14 protein-coding genes are annotated in these 14,547 nt (G+C 66.3%); 6 read left to right on the top strand and 8 right to left on the bottom strand.

What is annotated here, in order from left to right; genetic code table 11:
- Positions 1–40: 40 nt before the first annotated feature.
- Genes QP457_RS07735 through QP457_RS07725 form a run of 3 tightly spaced genes read right to left on the bottom strand, consistent with a single transcriptional unit; the run spans position 41 to position 3,050 of the window.
- On the bottom strand, positions 41–1,153 hold the full coding sequence (locus QP457_RS07735) for an ABC transporter permease (RefSeq protein WP_205403971.1): 1,113 nt from the start codon (positions 1,151–1,153) through the stop codon (positions 41–43).
- A complete protein-coding gene (locus QP457_RS07730) occupies positions 1,150–2,073 on the bottom strand; it encodes an ABC transporter ATP-binding protein (protein WP_205403972.1) in 924 nt (307 codons plus the stop codon). Before QP457_RS07730 ends, QP457_RS07735 begins: the two co-directional genes overlap by 4 nt.
- A gap of 20 nt (positions 2,074–2,093) precedes the next feature.
- The gene (locus tag QP457_RS07725) at positions 2,094–3,050 is read right to left on the bottom strand and encodes an HlyD family efflux transporter periplasmic adaptor subunit (RefSeq protein ID WP_205403973.1); all 957 of its coding nucleotides are present in this window, start codon (positions 3,048–3,050) and stop codon (positions 2,094–2,096) included.
- A 364-nt stretch (positions 3,051–3,414) separates the two neighbouring features.
- Here QP457_RS07725 and QP457_RS07720 point away from each other — a divergent pair, with 364 nt between their 5' ends.
- The 6 genes from QP457_RS07720 to QP457_RS07695 all read left to right on the top strand — a co-directional run bounded on the left by QP457_RS07720 (position 3,415) and on the right by QP457_RS07695 (position 8,780).
- Positions 3,415–4,401, top strand: a complete 987-nt coding sequence (locus tag QP457_RS07720) for a PhoH family protein (RefSeq protein ID WP_180164269.1) — start codon at positions 3,415–3,417, stop codon at positions 4,399–4,401.
- On the top strand, positions 4,398–4,883 hold the full coding sequence (ybeY, locus tag QP457_RS07715; RefSeq protein WP_100552066.1) for an rRNA maturation RNase YbeY: 486 nt from the start codon (positions 4,398–4,400) through the stop codon (positions 4,881–4,883). Before QP457_RS07720 ends, ybeY begins: the two co-directional genes overlap by 4 nt.
- 120 nt (positions 4,884–5,003) lie before the next feature.
- Positions 5,004–5,555, top strand: coding sequence for a hypothetical protein (locus QP457_RS07710; RefSeq protein ID WP_205404037.1), 552 nt, complete (start codon positions 5,004–5,006; stop codon positions 5,553–5,555).
- 64 nt (positions 5,556–5,619) lie between these two features.
- Complete coding sequence (locus QP457_RS07705; protein ID WP_089239987.1) at positions 5,620–6,501, top strand: transporter associated domain-containing protein; 882 nt, start codon at positions 5,620–5,622, stop codon at positions 6,499–6,501.
- Positions 6,498–7,739, top strand: a complete 1,242-nt coding sequence (locus tag QP457_RS07700) for a DUF4105 domain-containing protein (protein ID WP_205403974.1) — start codon at positions 6,498–6,500, stop codon at positions 7,737–7,739. The genes QP457_RS07705 and QP457_RS07700 overlap by 4 nt, the downstream gene beginning before the upstream one ends.
- A 6-nt stretch (positions 7,740–7,745) precedes the next feature.
- Complete coding sequence (locus QP457_RS07695; protein WP_089239983.1) at positions 7,746–8,780, top strand: magnesium and cobalt transport protein CorA; 1,035 nt, start codon at positions 7,746–7,748, stop codon at positions 8,778–8,780.
- A gap of 88 nt (positions 8,781–8,868) precedes the next feature.
- Here the strand turns inward: QP457_RS07695 and QP457_RS07690 are convergent, their stop codons facing one another.
- The 5 genes from QP457_RS07690 to QP457_RS07670 all read right to left on the bottom strand — a co-directional run bounded on the left by QP457_RS07690 (position 8,869) and on the right by QP457_RS07670 (position 14,509).
- Positions 8,869–10,233: an NAD-dependent succinate-semialdehyde dehydrogenase gene (locus QP457_RS07690; protein ID WP_205403975.1), complete on the bottom strand. Its 1,365-nt coding sequence runs from the start codon at positions 10,231–10,233 to the stop codon at positions 8,869–8,871.
- A 63-nt stretch (positions 10,234–10,296) separates the two neighbouring features.
- The gene (locus tag QP457_RS07685; protein ID WP_100464457.1) at positions 10,297–11,139 is read right to left on the bottom strand and encodes an ABC transporter permease subunit; all 843 of its coding nucleotides are present in this window, start codon (positions 11,137–11,139) and stop codon (positions 10,297–10,299) included.
- Positions 11,136–12,068: an ABC transporter permease subunit gene (locus QP457_RS07680; protein WP_180164263.1), complete on the bottom strand. Its 933-nt coding sequence runs from the start codon at positions 12,066–12,068 to the stop codon at positions 11,136–11,138. Before QP457_RS07680 ends, QP457_RS07685 begins: the two co-directional genes overlap by 4 nt.
- Positions 12,065–13,201 carry a polyamine ABC transporter ATP-binding protein gene (gene potA, locus QP457_RS07675; RefSeq protein ID WP_099820006.1) on the bottom strand — a complete coding sequence of 379 codons (1,137 nt, stop codon included), beginning with the start codon at positions 13,199–13,201 and terminating at the stop codon, positions 12,065–12,067. The genes QP457_RS07680 and potA overlap by 4 nt, the downstream gene beginning before the upstream one ends.
- Before the next feature lie 198 nt (positions 13,202–13,399).
- The gene (locus tag QP457_RS07670; protein WP_180164261.1) at positions 13,400–14,509 is read right to left on the bottom strand and encodes a polyamine ABC transporter substrate-binding protein; all 1,110 of its coding nucleotides are present in this window, start codon (positions 14,507–14,509) and stop codon (positions 13,400–13,402) included.
- Positions 14,510–14,547 lie beyond the last annotated feature (38 nt).

The following is a 14,547-nucleotide window of genomic DNA, read 5'->3' as shown; positions in this document are numbered from 1 at the left end:
GGCACTACCGAGGTGGATGCCGACCGTTGGTCGGCATGCTTCAGTCCAGGCGTTTGCGGAAACGCAGGATCGCCAGGGTCATCATCGCCACGATGAACACCAGCAGTGCCAGTGCGTCCGGCCACAGCTCCCACAGCGAGGCCCCGCGCAGCATGATGCCGCGCACCAGGCGCAGGAAATGGGTGAGCGGCAGTACTTCCGCCAGCCACTGCACCGGCCTGGGCATGCCGGCGAACGGGAACATGAAACCTGACAACAGGATCGACGGCAGGAACAGGAACAGGGTCATCTGCATGGCCTGGAACTGCGAGCGTGCGCGCGTGGAAATCAGCAGGCCCAGCGCCAGGTTGGCCAGCACCAGCAGCACGGCGGCCAGGTAGACATCCAGCAGGCTGCCGCGAATCGGAACCTCGAACAACCAGGTTCCCAGCAGCAGCACCAGCGTGGTCTGCAGCAGACCGATCGCCGCATAGGGCAACACCTTGCCGACCATCAGTTCGCTGCGCGATACCGGCGTGGCGATCAGCAGTTCCATGTTGCCGCGCTCGCGTTCGCGTACCACCGCCACTGCGGTGAACATCACCAGGGTCATGGTCAGGATCACCCCGATCAGGCCGGGCACGATGTTCACCGCTGAGCGCCGTTGCGGGTTGTAGAAACTGATGACGCTCACCTGCCCGCTGGCGATGCTGCCTTCGCGCAGTGGTCGCGCGTTGCTGGCCGGACGCGTGTCCAGCGGCACCTGCGCCAGCTGGATCGCCGCACTCTGCACCACCGTGTCGCTGCCGTCGACCAGCACCTGCACCGCTTCGCGGCCTTCGTAGCGGCGTCGCTCGAAATCGGAGGGAATGACGATGCCCACGCTGATCCGGCCCCGTCGCAACGCCTCCATCAGTCGATCGGGCGTATAGGCCTGCGCGCGCGGTGTGATCACGCCGGTGGCGACCATGTCCTGTACCAGCGCGCGCGACGCCGCACTGTTGGCCTGATCGGCGATACCGGCATCCAGGTGCCGCAGGTTGAGGTTGATCGCATAGCCGAACAGCAGCAGCTGCATCACCGGGATGCCAACGATCATCGCCAGGGTGATGCGGTCACGGCGCAGTTGCCGCAGCTCCTTGAGCATGATCGCCCATAGCCGTCGCACGCTCATGCGGCCGGCTCCCGACCACGGCCACGGGTGGCGGCAACGAATACGTCTTCCAGGTTGGGTGCCACCGGTTCGATGCTGGCCTGCGGATCGGCGGCGGCAAGTGCCTGCGCCAACACGCTGGTATCGGCCGCACCCTCGCTGCACAGCACGCGCAGTTCGGTGCCGATCTGGGCCACGCTGAGCACACCCGGCAACGCCGCCAGCGCGCGGCTGGCCTGCCGGGGCTGCGAGGCGGTGACCTTCAGGGTACGGCCCTGCAGCTGCGCGCACAGCTCGGCCGGGGTTCCATCGGCCACCAGGGCACCGCGATCTAGGATCGCCAGCCGATGGCAGCGTTCGGCCTCGTCCATGTAGTGGGTGGACACCAGCACCGTGGTGCCGGCATCGGCGAGTTCGAACAGCGCCTCCCAGAAATCGCGCCGCGACTCAGGATCGACCGCACTGGTCGGCTCATCGAGGAACAGCAGTTCCGGCGCATGGATCACCGCACCGGCCAGCGCCAGCCGCTGCTTCTGCCCGCCGCTGAGGGTGCCTGCCAACTGCACCTGGCGGTCCTGCAGACGGTACTGCTGCAGCAGCGCATCGACCCGCTGCCGCGCCTGCACCCGTGGCAGATCCTGGATGGCGGCCAGGAATTCCAGGTTCTCCCGCACCGACAGGTCTTCGTACAACGAAAAGCGCTGGGTCATGTAGCCGATGCGGCGGCGCAGCGCTTCGGCCTGTGCCGGGATCGCCAGGCCCAGCACTTCAATCTCGCCAGCGCTTGGTTCAAGCAGTCCGCACAGCATGCGGATGGTGGTCGACTTGCCCGAGCCGTTCGGGCCGAGGAAGCCGTATACCTGCCCTCGCGGCACCTGCAGATCGACGTTGTCCACTGCCAGCAGCTCGCCGAAACGGCGGCTCAGGCCCTGCGCACGCACGGCAATGTCATCGACAGGATTCAGAAGCGCACCTGCACCGGCAGCCCGGCGGGCAGCGCCTGCATGTCGGCACTGTCGTCCAGCTCGATCTCGGCCAGGTAGCTCAGCCGCGAGACGTCATCACCGGTCAGCGCGTAATACGGCGTAAAGGAAGGCTCGCTGCGGATCGACCGCACATGCCCCTTCAGCACGGTGTTGGCACCATCCAGCTGCACCTGCGCTCCCTGCCCCACCTTCACCCGCAGGCGCAATGGCTGCGGCAGATACACGCGCGCATACGGGCGTTCGCCCACCAGCATCACCACCAATGGCGCACCGATCGGTGCCTGGTCGCCCTGCCGGTACGGCAACGCATCGACCACGCCATCGCGCGGCGCACGCAGCTGCAGCTTCTGCAGGTTGACGGCCTGCACCACCTCCTGTGCCTGCGTTGCCCGGGAGGCGGCCTGACCCTGGGCAATGTCCTCACGACGGTTGCCGCGCTGCAGCTCCAGCCACGCCTGTTCGGCAGCGCGCACGCTGGCCACGGCGTTGTCGGCGGCCGCGCGGGCCCGGTCCAGGTCGGCAGCAGAGACCAGCCTCTGGCGGGCCAGCGGTTGCACCCGGCGGTAGTACGCAGTGGCTTCAGCCGCCTGCGCGCGCAGCGCCGTGAGCTGTGCCTGCGCCTGGGCGATCTGCTCAGGACGCGGGCCCACCTGCAGTTCTTCAAGCTGTGCCTGCACGCGGGCGGTTTCGGCCTGTGCGGCGTCGAACTGGGCGGCGCCACGGGCAGGATCCAGGCGCATCAGCAGCTCGCCGGCCTTGACCGCCTGCCCTTCGCGCACGTCAACGGCACTGATCACTTCCGCCGCCGGTGCGGGCACGCTGATCCGGTCCCATTCAAGCGTACCCAGTGCCGCCGGCGGTGCTTCGCCGCAGCCCGCCAGCAGGCAGCTGCCCAGCAGCCCCATCCTGCGCATCCACGTGCCCACGGCCATGCGCCACCTCCTCCGATGGCGCCACGGTGCCATGCTCCCTGTGCACCCGCAATGATCCAGAACAGGGCTGGTCAATAATTGATCACCTGCCGGCAACGCCACTGCCGCAAGGCTCGCTGCCACCTATCCACAGGTTCGCGGCAACACCGTCCACACCACATGTGGAGAACCCCGCGGGCACTGGCGCAATTTTCACCACCGCATCATCTTCCTTGTGGCACAAGCGCTGCGAAGGACTATCCACAGGTTTCTTCGGCGCCGGTCCACACCCGGTGTGGAGAACTGTCGTCCTGCCGCCTTGCGCGTTACCCTTGTCGTCCCTGACGCCATCGCGGTGGACGGCGACCCCGCCCCACCCCAAGCAATGAAAAGCATCGAGCATCGAGACTTCACCCTGTCGCCGGAAGACAACGCGCAGCTGGCCAACCTGTGCGGCCCGTTCGACGGCCACCTTCGCCAGATCGAACTGAAGCTTGGCGTGGAAATCGCCAACCGCGGCTTCGTGTTCCGCATCAGCGGGCCGGCCGAGGCCAGCGCCGAGGCGCAGAAGCTGATCGAGGCGCTGTATGAAGAGGCCGCCGAGACCACCTTCGACAGCCACGGCATCCACCTGCGCCTGAACGCGGCCAACATCGAACAGATCGCCGATCGCTCCTACGAAGCGCAGGACGTGGCAATCAAGGTCAAGCGCGGAACCGTGCGCGGGCGCGGCTCCAACCAGAGCCGCTATCTGCACCAGATCGTCAGCCACGACATCAACTTCGGTATCGGCCCGGCCGGCACCGGCAAGACCTTCCTGGCCGTGGCCAGTGCGGTGGAAGCACTGAACGAATCGCGCGTGCAGCGCCTGATCCTGGTGCGTCCGGCGGTTGAGGCCGGCGAGAAGCTGGGCTTCCTGCCCGGCGACCTGAGCCAGAAGGTCGACCCGTACCTGCGACCGCTGTACGACGCCCTGTATGAAATGCTGGGTGTGGAGAAGGTGCTCAAGCTGCTGGAAAAGAACGTCATCGAGATTGCGCCGCTGGCCTACATGCGCGGCCGCACGCTCAACGATGCGTTCGTGATCCTGGATGAAGCGCAGAACACCACCATCGAACAGATGAAGATGTTCCTGACCCGACTGGGCTTCGGCTCGACTGCGGTGGTCACCGGCGATCTGACCCAGACCGACCTGCCCAAGCATGTGAAGTCGGGCCTGCGCGATGCCATCGACGTACTGCGCGATGTGGAGGGCGTCAGCTTCACCTTCTTCGAAGCCCGCGACGTGGTCCGCCACCCACTGGTGGCGCGCATCGTCAGCGCCTACGACCGCCGCGACCTGCATCAGATCCAACCTGGAGCGACTCCATGACCCGTGGTCCCGTGCGACTGGATGTCGCCGTCAGCTATGCCCTGCCGCGTGCCGGCCTGCCCTCGGCCGTCAGCTTCCGCAAGTGGGTCGCGGCCGCGCTGAAGGGTCGCATCCGCGAGGCCGACCTCGCCATCCGCGTGGTCGACAGCAAGGAAGGCCAATCCCTGAACCGGCATTACCGGGGCAAGGACTACGCTACCAACGTGCTCAGCTTCCCGGCGGACGTGCCGGAGGGCCTGCCCAAGGGCGTCAAGTTCCCGCTGCTGGGCGACCTGGTGATCTGCGCGCCGGTAGTGGCGCGTGAAGCCGACGAGCAGAGCAAGGCGCTCAATGCCCACTACGCGCACCTGACCGTGCACGGCGTGCTGCACCTGCTCGGCTGGGACCACGAGGACGACAAGGAAGCCGAGGCGATGGAACAGCTGGAGCGCGAGATCCTGGCCGAGCTCGGCATCGACGATCCCTACGCCGGCGAGCGCTGACACCTGGCCAGGCGCTGCGTGGCCGAGCCCATGCTCGGCCGTGGTACGCCCTGCTCCCCGCAGACCCGACCCAAAAGCAGCCGAGCACGGGCTCGGCTCTACCACGGAACCTCGCTTGTGCTGCTGCGTACCTTCCTGCTCCTGCCGCTCCTGCTTGCCGCCACCGCTTCCGCCGCGCCGCTGGACCTGCCTGCACTGATCGAGTGCCGCCAGGGCGTGGCCGAGCATGCCGCGCTGGCCCCCCTGCTGGCCGATCCGCTGAAGGCGGTGGCCCACGGCCTGCAGCCGCTGCCGCAGGGCAACCAGTTCATGAGCGAGTACCGGCTGGCCAGCCCGATCACCGTGTTCGGCCAGCAGACCGAGCGCGTGGCCGTGGCCGGCGCCAGCATCATGGCCGTGCTCGACCAGTCCGACCCGCGGCCGCTGGCCACGCAGTTGGCCCTGGAGACCGGCTACGACCAGGACGGCAAGTTCATGGCCGGGCGCGAGCTGGTCAGCCGCGATGTGACCGACCCGAAGACCGGCGAGGCGCAGATCGAGTCGATCATCCTCAGCGTATCCACCGTCGCCACCCACCCGGGCAAGACCCTGGCCGGCTGTACCTACAGCCTGGACCTGCCGGCAGAGGACGAGGGCCCGGCCGCCGCCGCCCCGGCTGGCGAGGGTCACTGACAGGCACCCACATCCTGCTAGACTGGAGCCATCGCCCGGCCTGCCGGGTGCCTTTTTTCCAGAGATGTCAGAAGACGACAGTAGTAGCTCCTCCGTGGAGCACAGTGAAAAGAAGCGCGGCTGGCTTGAACGCCTGACGTCCGCTTTTTCCGGCGAACCCCACACCCGCGACGAGCTGGTCGCTGTCCTGCACACCGCGCAGGAAGAAGGGTTGATCGCCGCCGATACCCTGAAGATGATGGAAGGCGCCATTTCGGTAGCCGAGCTGACCGTGGGCGACGTGATGATCTCGCGTTCGCAGATGGTCTCGCTGCCGGTGGAGGCGCCCTTCCTGGAGCTGATGAAGCAGGTGGTCGAGTCCGGCCATTCGCGCTTCCCGGTGCATGGCGAGAACAAGGACGACATCCTCGGCGTGCTGCTGGCCAAGGACCTGCTGCGCGGCGTGGTTGCCGACAATGGTCCGGGCAACGTACGTGAACTGCTGCGCCCGGCGGTGCTGATTCCGGAAGCGAAGAAGCTCAACGTGCTGTTGAAGGAGTTCCGCCTGTCGCGCAACCACATGGCGATCGTGGTGGACGAGTACGGCGGCGTCGCCGGCCTGGTCACCATCGAAGACGTGCTGGAGCAGATCGTCGGCGACATCGACGACGAACACGACGAGGCCGAGGATTTCTCGGCGCAGATCGCCATCCAGGCCGATGGCCAGTACGTGGTGGATGCGCTCACGCCGATCGGCGATTTCAACGAGCGCTTCGGTGCCACCTTCTCCGATGAGGACTACGACACCATCGGCGGCCTGGTGACCGAAGCCGTCGGCCATCTGCCGGAAGTCGGCGATGAGCTGGCCCTGGACCGTTTCATGTTCCGTGTGGCCCGCGCCGATGCGCGCCGGGTCCAGGCTTTCCATGTAACGGTGCTGGCACCGGACGCGCAGGACGACGCTTGAAACACCGTGGCCTGATCCTGACCCTGTGGCTGGCGCTGTGCGTGCTGGCCACGACCCTGGCACCGGCTGCATTCGCGCAGGCGGCGGCGCCGACCGTTTCGACGGCCAGCGATGCCCCTGCCCCGCGTGTCGGCGTGGTCACCATGCAGCCGGGCACCGTGTTCTTCGAGCGCTTCGGCCACGATGCCATCGTCGTGCTGGACCCGGTGAGCGGCGAGGCGATCTCGTACAACTTCGGCTACTTCGATCCGTCCGAACAGGATTTCATCGGCCGCTTCGTACGTGGCGACATGATGTATTACCTGGTGGCCCTGCCGCTGCAGCAGGACCTGTCGTACTACGACGAGACCGGCCGCGGTGCCAGCGTACAGTGGCTGGATATCACCCCGGACCAGGCACGCTCGCTGGCTGCCGACCTGGCCGAACGGGCCAAGCCGGAAAACGCGCGCTACCACTACGATTACTACACCGCCAACTGCGCGACGATGGTGCGCGACACCCTCGACAAGGCGTTGGGGGGCGGGCTGCACTCGCAGCTGTCCGGCCGTTCGCGCGGCAACACCTATCGCAGCGAGTCGGTTCGCCTGGCGTCTCCGGCCACGTGGATGTGGCTGGGCTTCGATATCGGCCTGGGCCCGTTTGCCGACCAGCCGCTGTCGCGCTGGCAGGAAGCGTTCGTGCCGATGCGCCTGGCCGATGCCCTGCGCCAAGCCCGCAATAGTGACGGCCGCCCGCTGGTGCAGTCCGAGCAGGAACTGCTGCCGCACCGCATCGACCCCGAGCCGAAGGAGTTCGCGCGCCGCTGGTGGCCGTGGCTGCTGTGCGGCCTGGTGATCGCGGCGGGCGTGCTGGCGCTGCGCAACCGTCCGCGCCTGCTGGCCGGCCTGGCCTTGCCGCTGTGGCTGCTGTGCACGATCGCCGGTGGCCTGCTGGTGTTCCTGTGGGGCTTCAGCACGCACTACGCCGCCTGGGCCAACCGCAACCTGCTGCTGCTCTCGCCGCTCTGCCTGCTGTTGTTGCCGGGGGCGATCAGCCTGCTGCGGCGGCGCGTGCCCGGTCGCATGTTCAGGATCGTGCTGTGGCTGGTGGCGGTGCAGGCCGTGGCCGCGCTGGTGCTGCACTGGCTGAGCCTGCAGGCGCAGTACAACGTGCAGTGGATCGTGCTGCTGCTGCCGGTCCACGCTGCATTGGCCTGGGTGCTGGGGCGCCGTCCTCACTTGTCGGAAACGCAGCACTGACGCACGATGGCGGGCATGTCATTGCCCGCCTCATTGCCCGCCCCTGCTGCCGCCTCCGCCGCAGCCAATCCCACCTGCGTCATCAACTGCGTCCACTACGATGACGACGGCAAACGCCACGACATCAGCCTGGATGCCATCAGCGATGTCATCGCCAGCAACAACGGTTTCGTCTGGGTCGGCCTGTACGACCCGAACGAAGACGTACTGCTGAAGCTGCAGGAAGAATTCTGCCTGCACGACCTGGCGGTCGAGGATGCACGCAACGCGCACCAGCGCCCCAAGGTGGAGGCCTACGGCAACTCGTTGTTCGTGGTGGTGACCACCGCGCAGATGGTCGACGAGCGCATCCAGTACGGCGAAACCCATGCCTTCCTCGGCCCACGGTTCCTGGTGACCGTGCGCCATGGCGCCTCGCTGTCGTACGCGCCGGTGCGCGCACGCGTCGAGCGCGAACCACAACTGCTGAAGATGGGGCCGTCGTACTGCCTGTACGCCGTGGCCGACTTCGTGGTGGACAACTACCTGCCCATCACCAACCGTTTCCGCGACACCCTGGAACTGCTGGAGAAGGACATCTTCGCCGACAGTTACAAGCGCAGCACCGTGGTGCGCCTGTATGAGCTGAAGCGCGAGTTGAACAAGATGCGGATGGCAGTGGCGCCACTGCAGGATGTACTGGCGCAGCTGCGCCGCTACCAGGGCGAACTGTTCCCGGACGAAGTGAAGCTGTATATCCGCGACGTGCACGACCATGCGGTACGCATCAGCGATGTGATCGACACCCTGCGCGAGATGCTGGGCACGGCTTTGAGCGTGAACCTGTCACTGGTGACGCTGGCCCAGGGCGAGACGGTGAAGCGGCTGGGTGCATGGGCCGCGCTGCTGGCCGCGCCGACGTTGATCACCAGCTGGTATGGCATGAATTTCAGCCACATGCCGGAACTGAACCAGCCGTGGGCTTACCCGCTGATGATCGTCGGCGTCGGTGGCATCTGCGTCGGCCTGTACCGGCTGTTCAAGCGGGTGAAGTGGTTGTAACCCGCTTTTTTGTAGAGCCGAGCCCACGCTCGGCTGTTCCCGGCAAAGAGCAGCCGAGCATGGGCTCGGCTCTACTCAGGCAGGTGCATCAAGCCACGTAGATGGTCTTGATGTTCATGAACTCATGGATGCCGTGGTCGGCCAGCTCGCGGCCGAAACCTGATTCCTTGCTGCCACCGAACGGCAACCGCGCGTCGCTCTTGACGATGGCGTTGACGAACGCCGCGCCGCATTCCATGCGCTGGGCGAAGGACTCACCGCGCACCGGGTCACGCGTCCACACGCTGCCGCCGAGGCCGAAGCGCGTGTCATTGGCCACACGCAGTGCCTCGGCTTCATCCTTGACCCGGATGACGGCGGCGACCGGCCCGAACAGTTCTTCGTCGTAGGCCGGCATGCCCGGCCCCACCTGGTCGAGCACGCTGGCCGGGTAGCCCGCATGCGAACCGGCGATCGGTTCGCCGCCGATCAGCACGCGCGCACCTTTGGCGACGCTGGCCTGCACCTGCTTGTGCAGTTCGTCGCGCAGGTCGGCACGGGCCATCGGCGCCAGCGTGGTGCCGCGCTCGTTCGGGTCGCCGTACTGGCGCTCGCCTGCTGCCTCGACGAAGCGCCGGGTGAATTCATCGGCCACCGCGTCCACCACGATGAACCGCTTGGCGGCAATGCAGGTCTGGCCACTGTTGTCGAAGCGCGACTTCACCGCGGCGGCCACCGCCTTGTCCAGGTCGGCATCATCGAGCACCACGAAGGCGTCGCTGCCGCCCAGCTCCATCACCGACTTCTTCAACTGGCTGCCAGCGTTGGATGCGATCGAGCGCCCTGCCCGCTCGCTGCCGGTCAGGGTCACGGCTTTCACCCGTGCATCGCGCAGCACCTCGGCAGCCTGGTCGTTGTCGATGTGCAGCACGTCGAACACGCCGTCAGGCAGGCCGCCATCGCGGCATACCGCCAGGATCAGGTCGGCGCACTGCGGCACGTTGCTGGCGTGCTTGAGCAGCGCCACGTTGCCGGCCATGAACGCCGGAGCAAGGAAGCGGAACACCTGCCAGATCGGGAAATTCCACGGCATCACCGCGAACACGCAGCCGATCGGCTCATAGCGCACGTAGCTGCGCTGCGCCTCGGTATCGATCAGTTGCGGCTTCAGGTAGTCGGCGGCGTGGTCGGCATAGAACTCACAGGTGGTCGCGCACTTTTCCACTTCGGCCAGGGCTTCGGCCTTCAGCTTGCCCATTTCGCTGGTCATGGCCTGCTGCAGGTCGTCGCGGCGCGCACGCAGATGGCCAGCGATCTGCTTGAGGATCGCGCCACGTTCCTGCAGCGAGCGCTCGGCCCAGCGCGGGAATGCATCGGCCGCCGCCTGCAGGCGCTGCTCGATGGCAGCGGCGTCCATCAGCTCATGGCGGTAGGTCACCTGGCCGGTGGCCGGGTTGATGATCTCGACGGTCATTGGGGGTCTCCATCAGGGTGACCCCCATTGTGCGCCGGCGGCCGTGAGCCGGATGTTGCCGGCTCAGCCGTTGTCCTGGCGTGCCAGCTGCAGGTCGCGCTGGCGCCGCTTCTCGGCACGCGCATTGATGTACCAGCCGATCACCGCGGCAATCGACACCGCCGATACCAGCAGCGTAGCCAGCGCATTGATCTTCGGGCTGATGCCCATGCGCACCGAGGCGAACACCTTCATCGGCAGCGTGGTCGAGCCCGGTGTGGCGACGAAGCTGGCCACCACCACGTCGTCCAGCGACAGGGTGAAGGCGAGCAGCCAGCCGGCCACCAGCGCCGGCGCGATGATCGGCAAGGTGATGCGGCCGAACACGGTCAGCCGGCTCGCGCCCAGGTCCATCGCCGCTTCTTCCAGCGATAGGTCCATCTCCTGCAGGCGCGAGGACACCACCACGGTGACGAAGCACAGGGTGAAGGTGACGTGGGCGATCCAGATGGTGGCCAGGCCGCGCGCCGGGAAGCCCGGAATCGCGCCCATCGAGGCCAACAGTGCCATCAACGAAAAGCCGAGGATCACGTCCGGCATCACCAGCGGCGCAGTTACCAGCGCACCGAAGAACGGCTTGCCGCGGAAGCGCTTGAAGCGGGTCATCACCATTGCCGCCAGCGTGCCGAGCACGGTGGCGGTACAGGCGGTCCAGAACGCGACCACCAGGCTGGTCCACATCGCATCCATCAGCGCGCGGTCGGCAAACAGATCGCTGTAGGCGCGGGTGGAGAACCCGGCCCAGACCATGGCCAACCGCGAGCTGTTGAACGAATAGAACATCAACAGCAGGATCGGCAGGTACAGGAAGGCGAAGCCGAGCAGCAGCACGCCCAGCCCCAGGCCCTTGGCAGAACGCGGGCTCATGCCTGCTTCCCTTCCAGCAGTCGCTGCTGGGATCGGTTGAACAGCAGGATCGGCACCAGCAGCAACAGGATCATCGCCACTGCCATCGCCGAGGCGCCCGGCCAGTTGCGGTTGTTGAAGAACTCGTTCCACAGCTGGCGACCAACCATCAGCGTTTCCGAGCCACCGAGCATTTCCGGGATCACGAATTCGCCGATCGCTGGAATCATCACCAGCATGCAGCCGGCGATGATGCCCGCCTTCGACAGCGGCAGGGTGATGCGCAGGAATGCCTGCCACGGCTTGGCACCGAGATCGTAGGCCGCTTCCAGCAGGCGGTGGTCATGCTTGACCAGGTTGGCATACAGCGGCAGCACCATGAACGGCAGATAGCAGTACACGATGCCGATATAGGCCGCAGTCGGGGTATCGATCAGCTGCAGCTTGGGCAGGCCCATGTTGGTCATCAGCGTCTGCAGGCCGGTGTACTGCAGGAACTGGTCGAGCAGGCCGTTGCGGTCCAGGATCGCCTTCCAGGCGTAGACGCGGATCAGGAACGAGGTCCACGAAGGCAGCACCACCAGCATCATCGCCACGTTGCGCGCGGCCGGCGACAGGCGGGCGATGGCATAGGCCATCGGATAGCCGATCAGCAGGGTGAGGAAGGTCGAGATCGCGGCAATCTTGATCGAGCTCAGGAACGCCTGCGCATAGATCGAATCACGGAACAGCGCCAGGTAGTTCTCGAGGTTGAGCTTCAGCGACAGGCCGCCATCGACGTACTGCAGCAGCCAGGTGTACGGCGGCGAGCCGACCCGGCTGTGCGAGAAACTGATCATCAGCACGATCAGGAACGGCACGGCGAAGAACAGCAGCAGCCACAGGTACGGAATGCCGATCACCGTGGCACGCATGCCCGGCAGCCAGCGCTTCAGGCCGGCGGCGCTCATGAGGTCAGCACCACGCCGTCGTTGTCGCGCCAGTGCACCCACACCTCGTCGCCCCAGGTCAGGCCATCGCTGGCCCAGCGCTGCGAGTTGGCGAAGTTGGCCAGCACCTTGGCACCACTGGGCAGGCGCACGTGGTAGACCGAATGACTGCCGAAGTAGGCGATGTCCTCGATCACGCCCTGCGCCTTGTTGGTGTGCCCTTCCGGCTCGTCCTTGCCGATCATCACTTTTTCCGGGCGCAGTGCGAACGCGACCGGCTGCCCTTCATAACAGGTGATGCCGTGGGCGATGTAGACCGGCGCCGGGAACAGCGGCGAGCGCACGGTCACGTATTCGGGCAGGTCCTCGTCGATCACCCCGTCGAACAGGTTCACCGAACCGATGAACTCGGCGACGAAGCGGTTGGCCGGCTGCTCGTAGACCTCATCGGGCTTGCCGACCTGCTGGATCCAGCCGGCGTCCATCACCGCGATGCGCGTGGCCATGGTCATCGCCTCTTCCTGGTCGTGGGTGACCATCACGCAGGTCACGCCCGAGGATTCGATGATGCTGACCAGTTCCAGCTGCATCTGCGAGCGCAGCTTCTTGTCCAGCGCGCCCATCGGTTCGTCCAGCAGCAGCAGCTTGGGCCCCTTGGCCAGTGACCGCGCCAGCGCCACGCGCTGCTGCTGGCCGCCGGACAACTGGTGCGGCTTGCGCTTGCCCAGATGGCCCATCTGCACCAGGTCCAGCATCTCGCCGACACGCTTGCTGATCGCGTCCTTGCCCAGCCCATCCTGCTTCAGGCCGAAGGCGATGTTCTGCTCCACGGTCATATGCGGGAACAGGGCGTAGGACTGGAACATCATGTTGACCGGCCGCTGGTACGGCGGCAGCGCGTCCATCCGCTGGCCATCGACGGTGATGCTGCCCTTGGTGGGCGTCTCGAAGCCACCCAGGCAGCGCAGCAGGGTCGATTTGCCGCTGCCCGAGCCGCCCAGCAGGGCGAATATCTCGCCCTTGCGGACGTCCAGGTTGACGTCATCGACGGCGACGAAGCCATCGAATTCCTTGCGCAGATCACGAATGGAGAGATAGCCGGGCACACCGGTCGCTTCGACGACGGCGGCTTCCGGCTGGGCTTCAACGGGCATGGGGGCTCCGGGAGCGGGCGGTGGACAGCGGCCGCCATTCTAACGGCCGGGGGCCGATGGGGATATGACGGCGGCTGGCGACCGGGTCCGGAAGACCCAGCGCGTGTGCCTGGGGAAACCGCTGCGCTCGCCGGGCATGGCCCGGCGCTACCTGGAGAGCCGGCTCCGCCGGGCGTGGCCCGGCGGCGGCCGAACGGCCTAGCGGCCGGTCTTCACCTCGGTCCACAGCCGGGTGTAGAGCTTGTCGGTCTCCGGCGTGTTGATCGAATAGGTGAACATCTTCGCGGCCACGTCGGCCGGCGGGTAGATGGTCGGGTCGGTGCGGATCGCCTCGTCCACCAGCGGCGTCGCGGTCGGTACCGGGTTGCCGTAGTGGATGAAGTTGGTGTTGGCCGCGGCCACCTTCGGTTCCAGCAGGTAGTTGATGAACGCGTAGGCCGCTTCCGGATGCTTGGCATCCTTCGGGATGGCCAGCATGTCGAACCACTGCGGCGCGCCTTCCTTGGGAATCGAATAGGCCACGTGCACGCCATTGCTGGCTTCGGCCGCGCGATCGCGGGCCTGGATGATGTCACCCGACCAGCCCACCACCAGGCAGGTGCCGCCGTTGGCCAGCGAGCCGACGTACTGCGAGGAGTGGAAGTTCTGCACGTACGGGCGGATCGACTTCAGCAGATCGGCCGCCTTCTGCAGGTCGGCCGGATCGCCGCTGTGCGGATCCAGGCCAAGGTAGTGCAGCGCGATCGGAATCATGTCCGCCGGCGTGTCCAGGATGGTCACGCCGCAGTCCTTCATCTTGCTGATGTTTTCCGGCTTGAACACCAGGTCCCAGCTGTTGGCGATGTCGGCGCTGCCACCGAAACGCTCCTTCAGCATGTCCACGTTGTAGCCGATGCCGGTGGTGCCGATCATGTACGGCACGCCGTACTGGTTGCCCGGATCCTGGGTGGCGATACGCTTCATCACCGCCGGGTCGAGGTTGGCCAGGTTCGGGATCTTCGACTTGTCCAGCGGCAGGAACACACCGGCCTGGATCTGCCGACCGAAGAAGTTCAGCGTCGGCACCACCACGTCGTAGCCGCTGTTGCCGGCCAGCAGCTTGGTCTCGACCATCTCGTCACTGTCGAACACATCGTAGGTGACCTTGATCCCGCTCTGCTTCTCGAAGTTCGGGATGGTGTCTTCGGCGATGTAGTCGCTGTAGTTGTAGACGTTCAGGACCTTGCTGTCCTGTCCGCCGCCGTTGCCGCCGCCACAGGCGGAAAGCATGGCGGAGGCCAGGCCGAGCGTGAGGATACGCAGCTTCATCGGGTGCTCCAGAATGCGGAAAGGGGGGCCGGCCGGGC

The sequence above is a fragment of the Stenotrophomonas sp. As-7 genome, from assembly GCF_030291015.1.
Classification (GTDB): domain Bacteria; phylum Pseudomonadota; class Gammaproteobacteria; order Xanthomonadales; family Xanthomonadaceae; genus Stenotrophomonas; species Stenotrophomonas lactitubi.
Note: the sequence above shows the minus strand (reverse complement) of the source record. Positions and strands in the feature narration are given on the sequence as shown.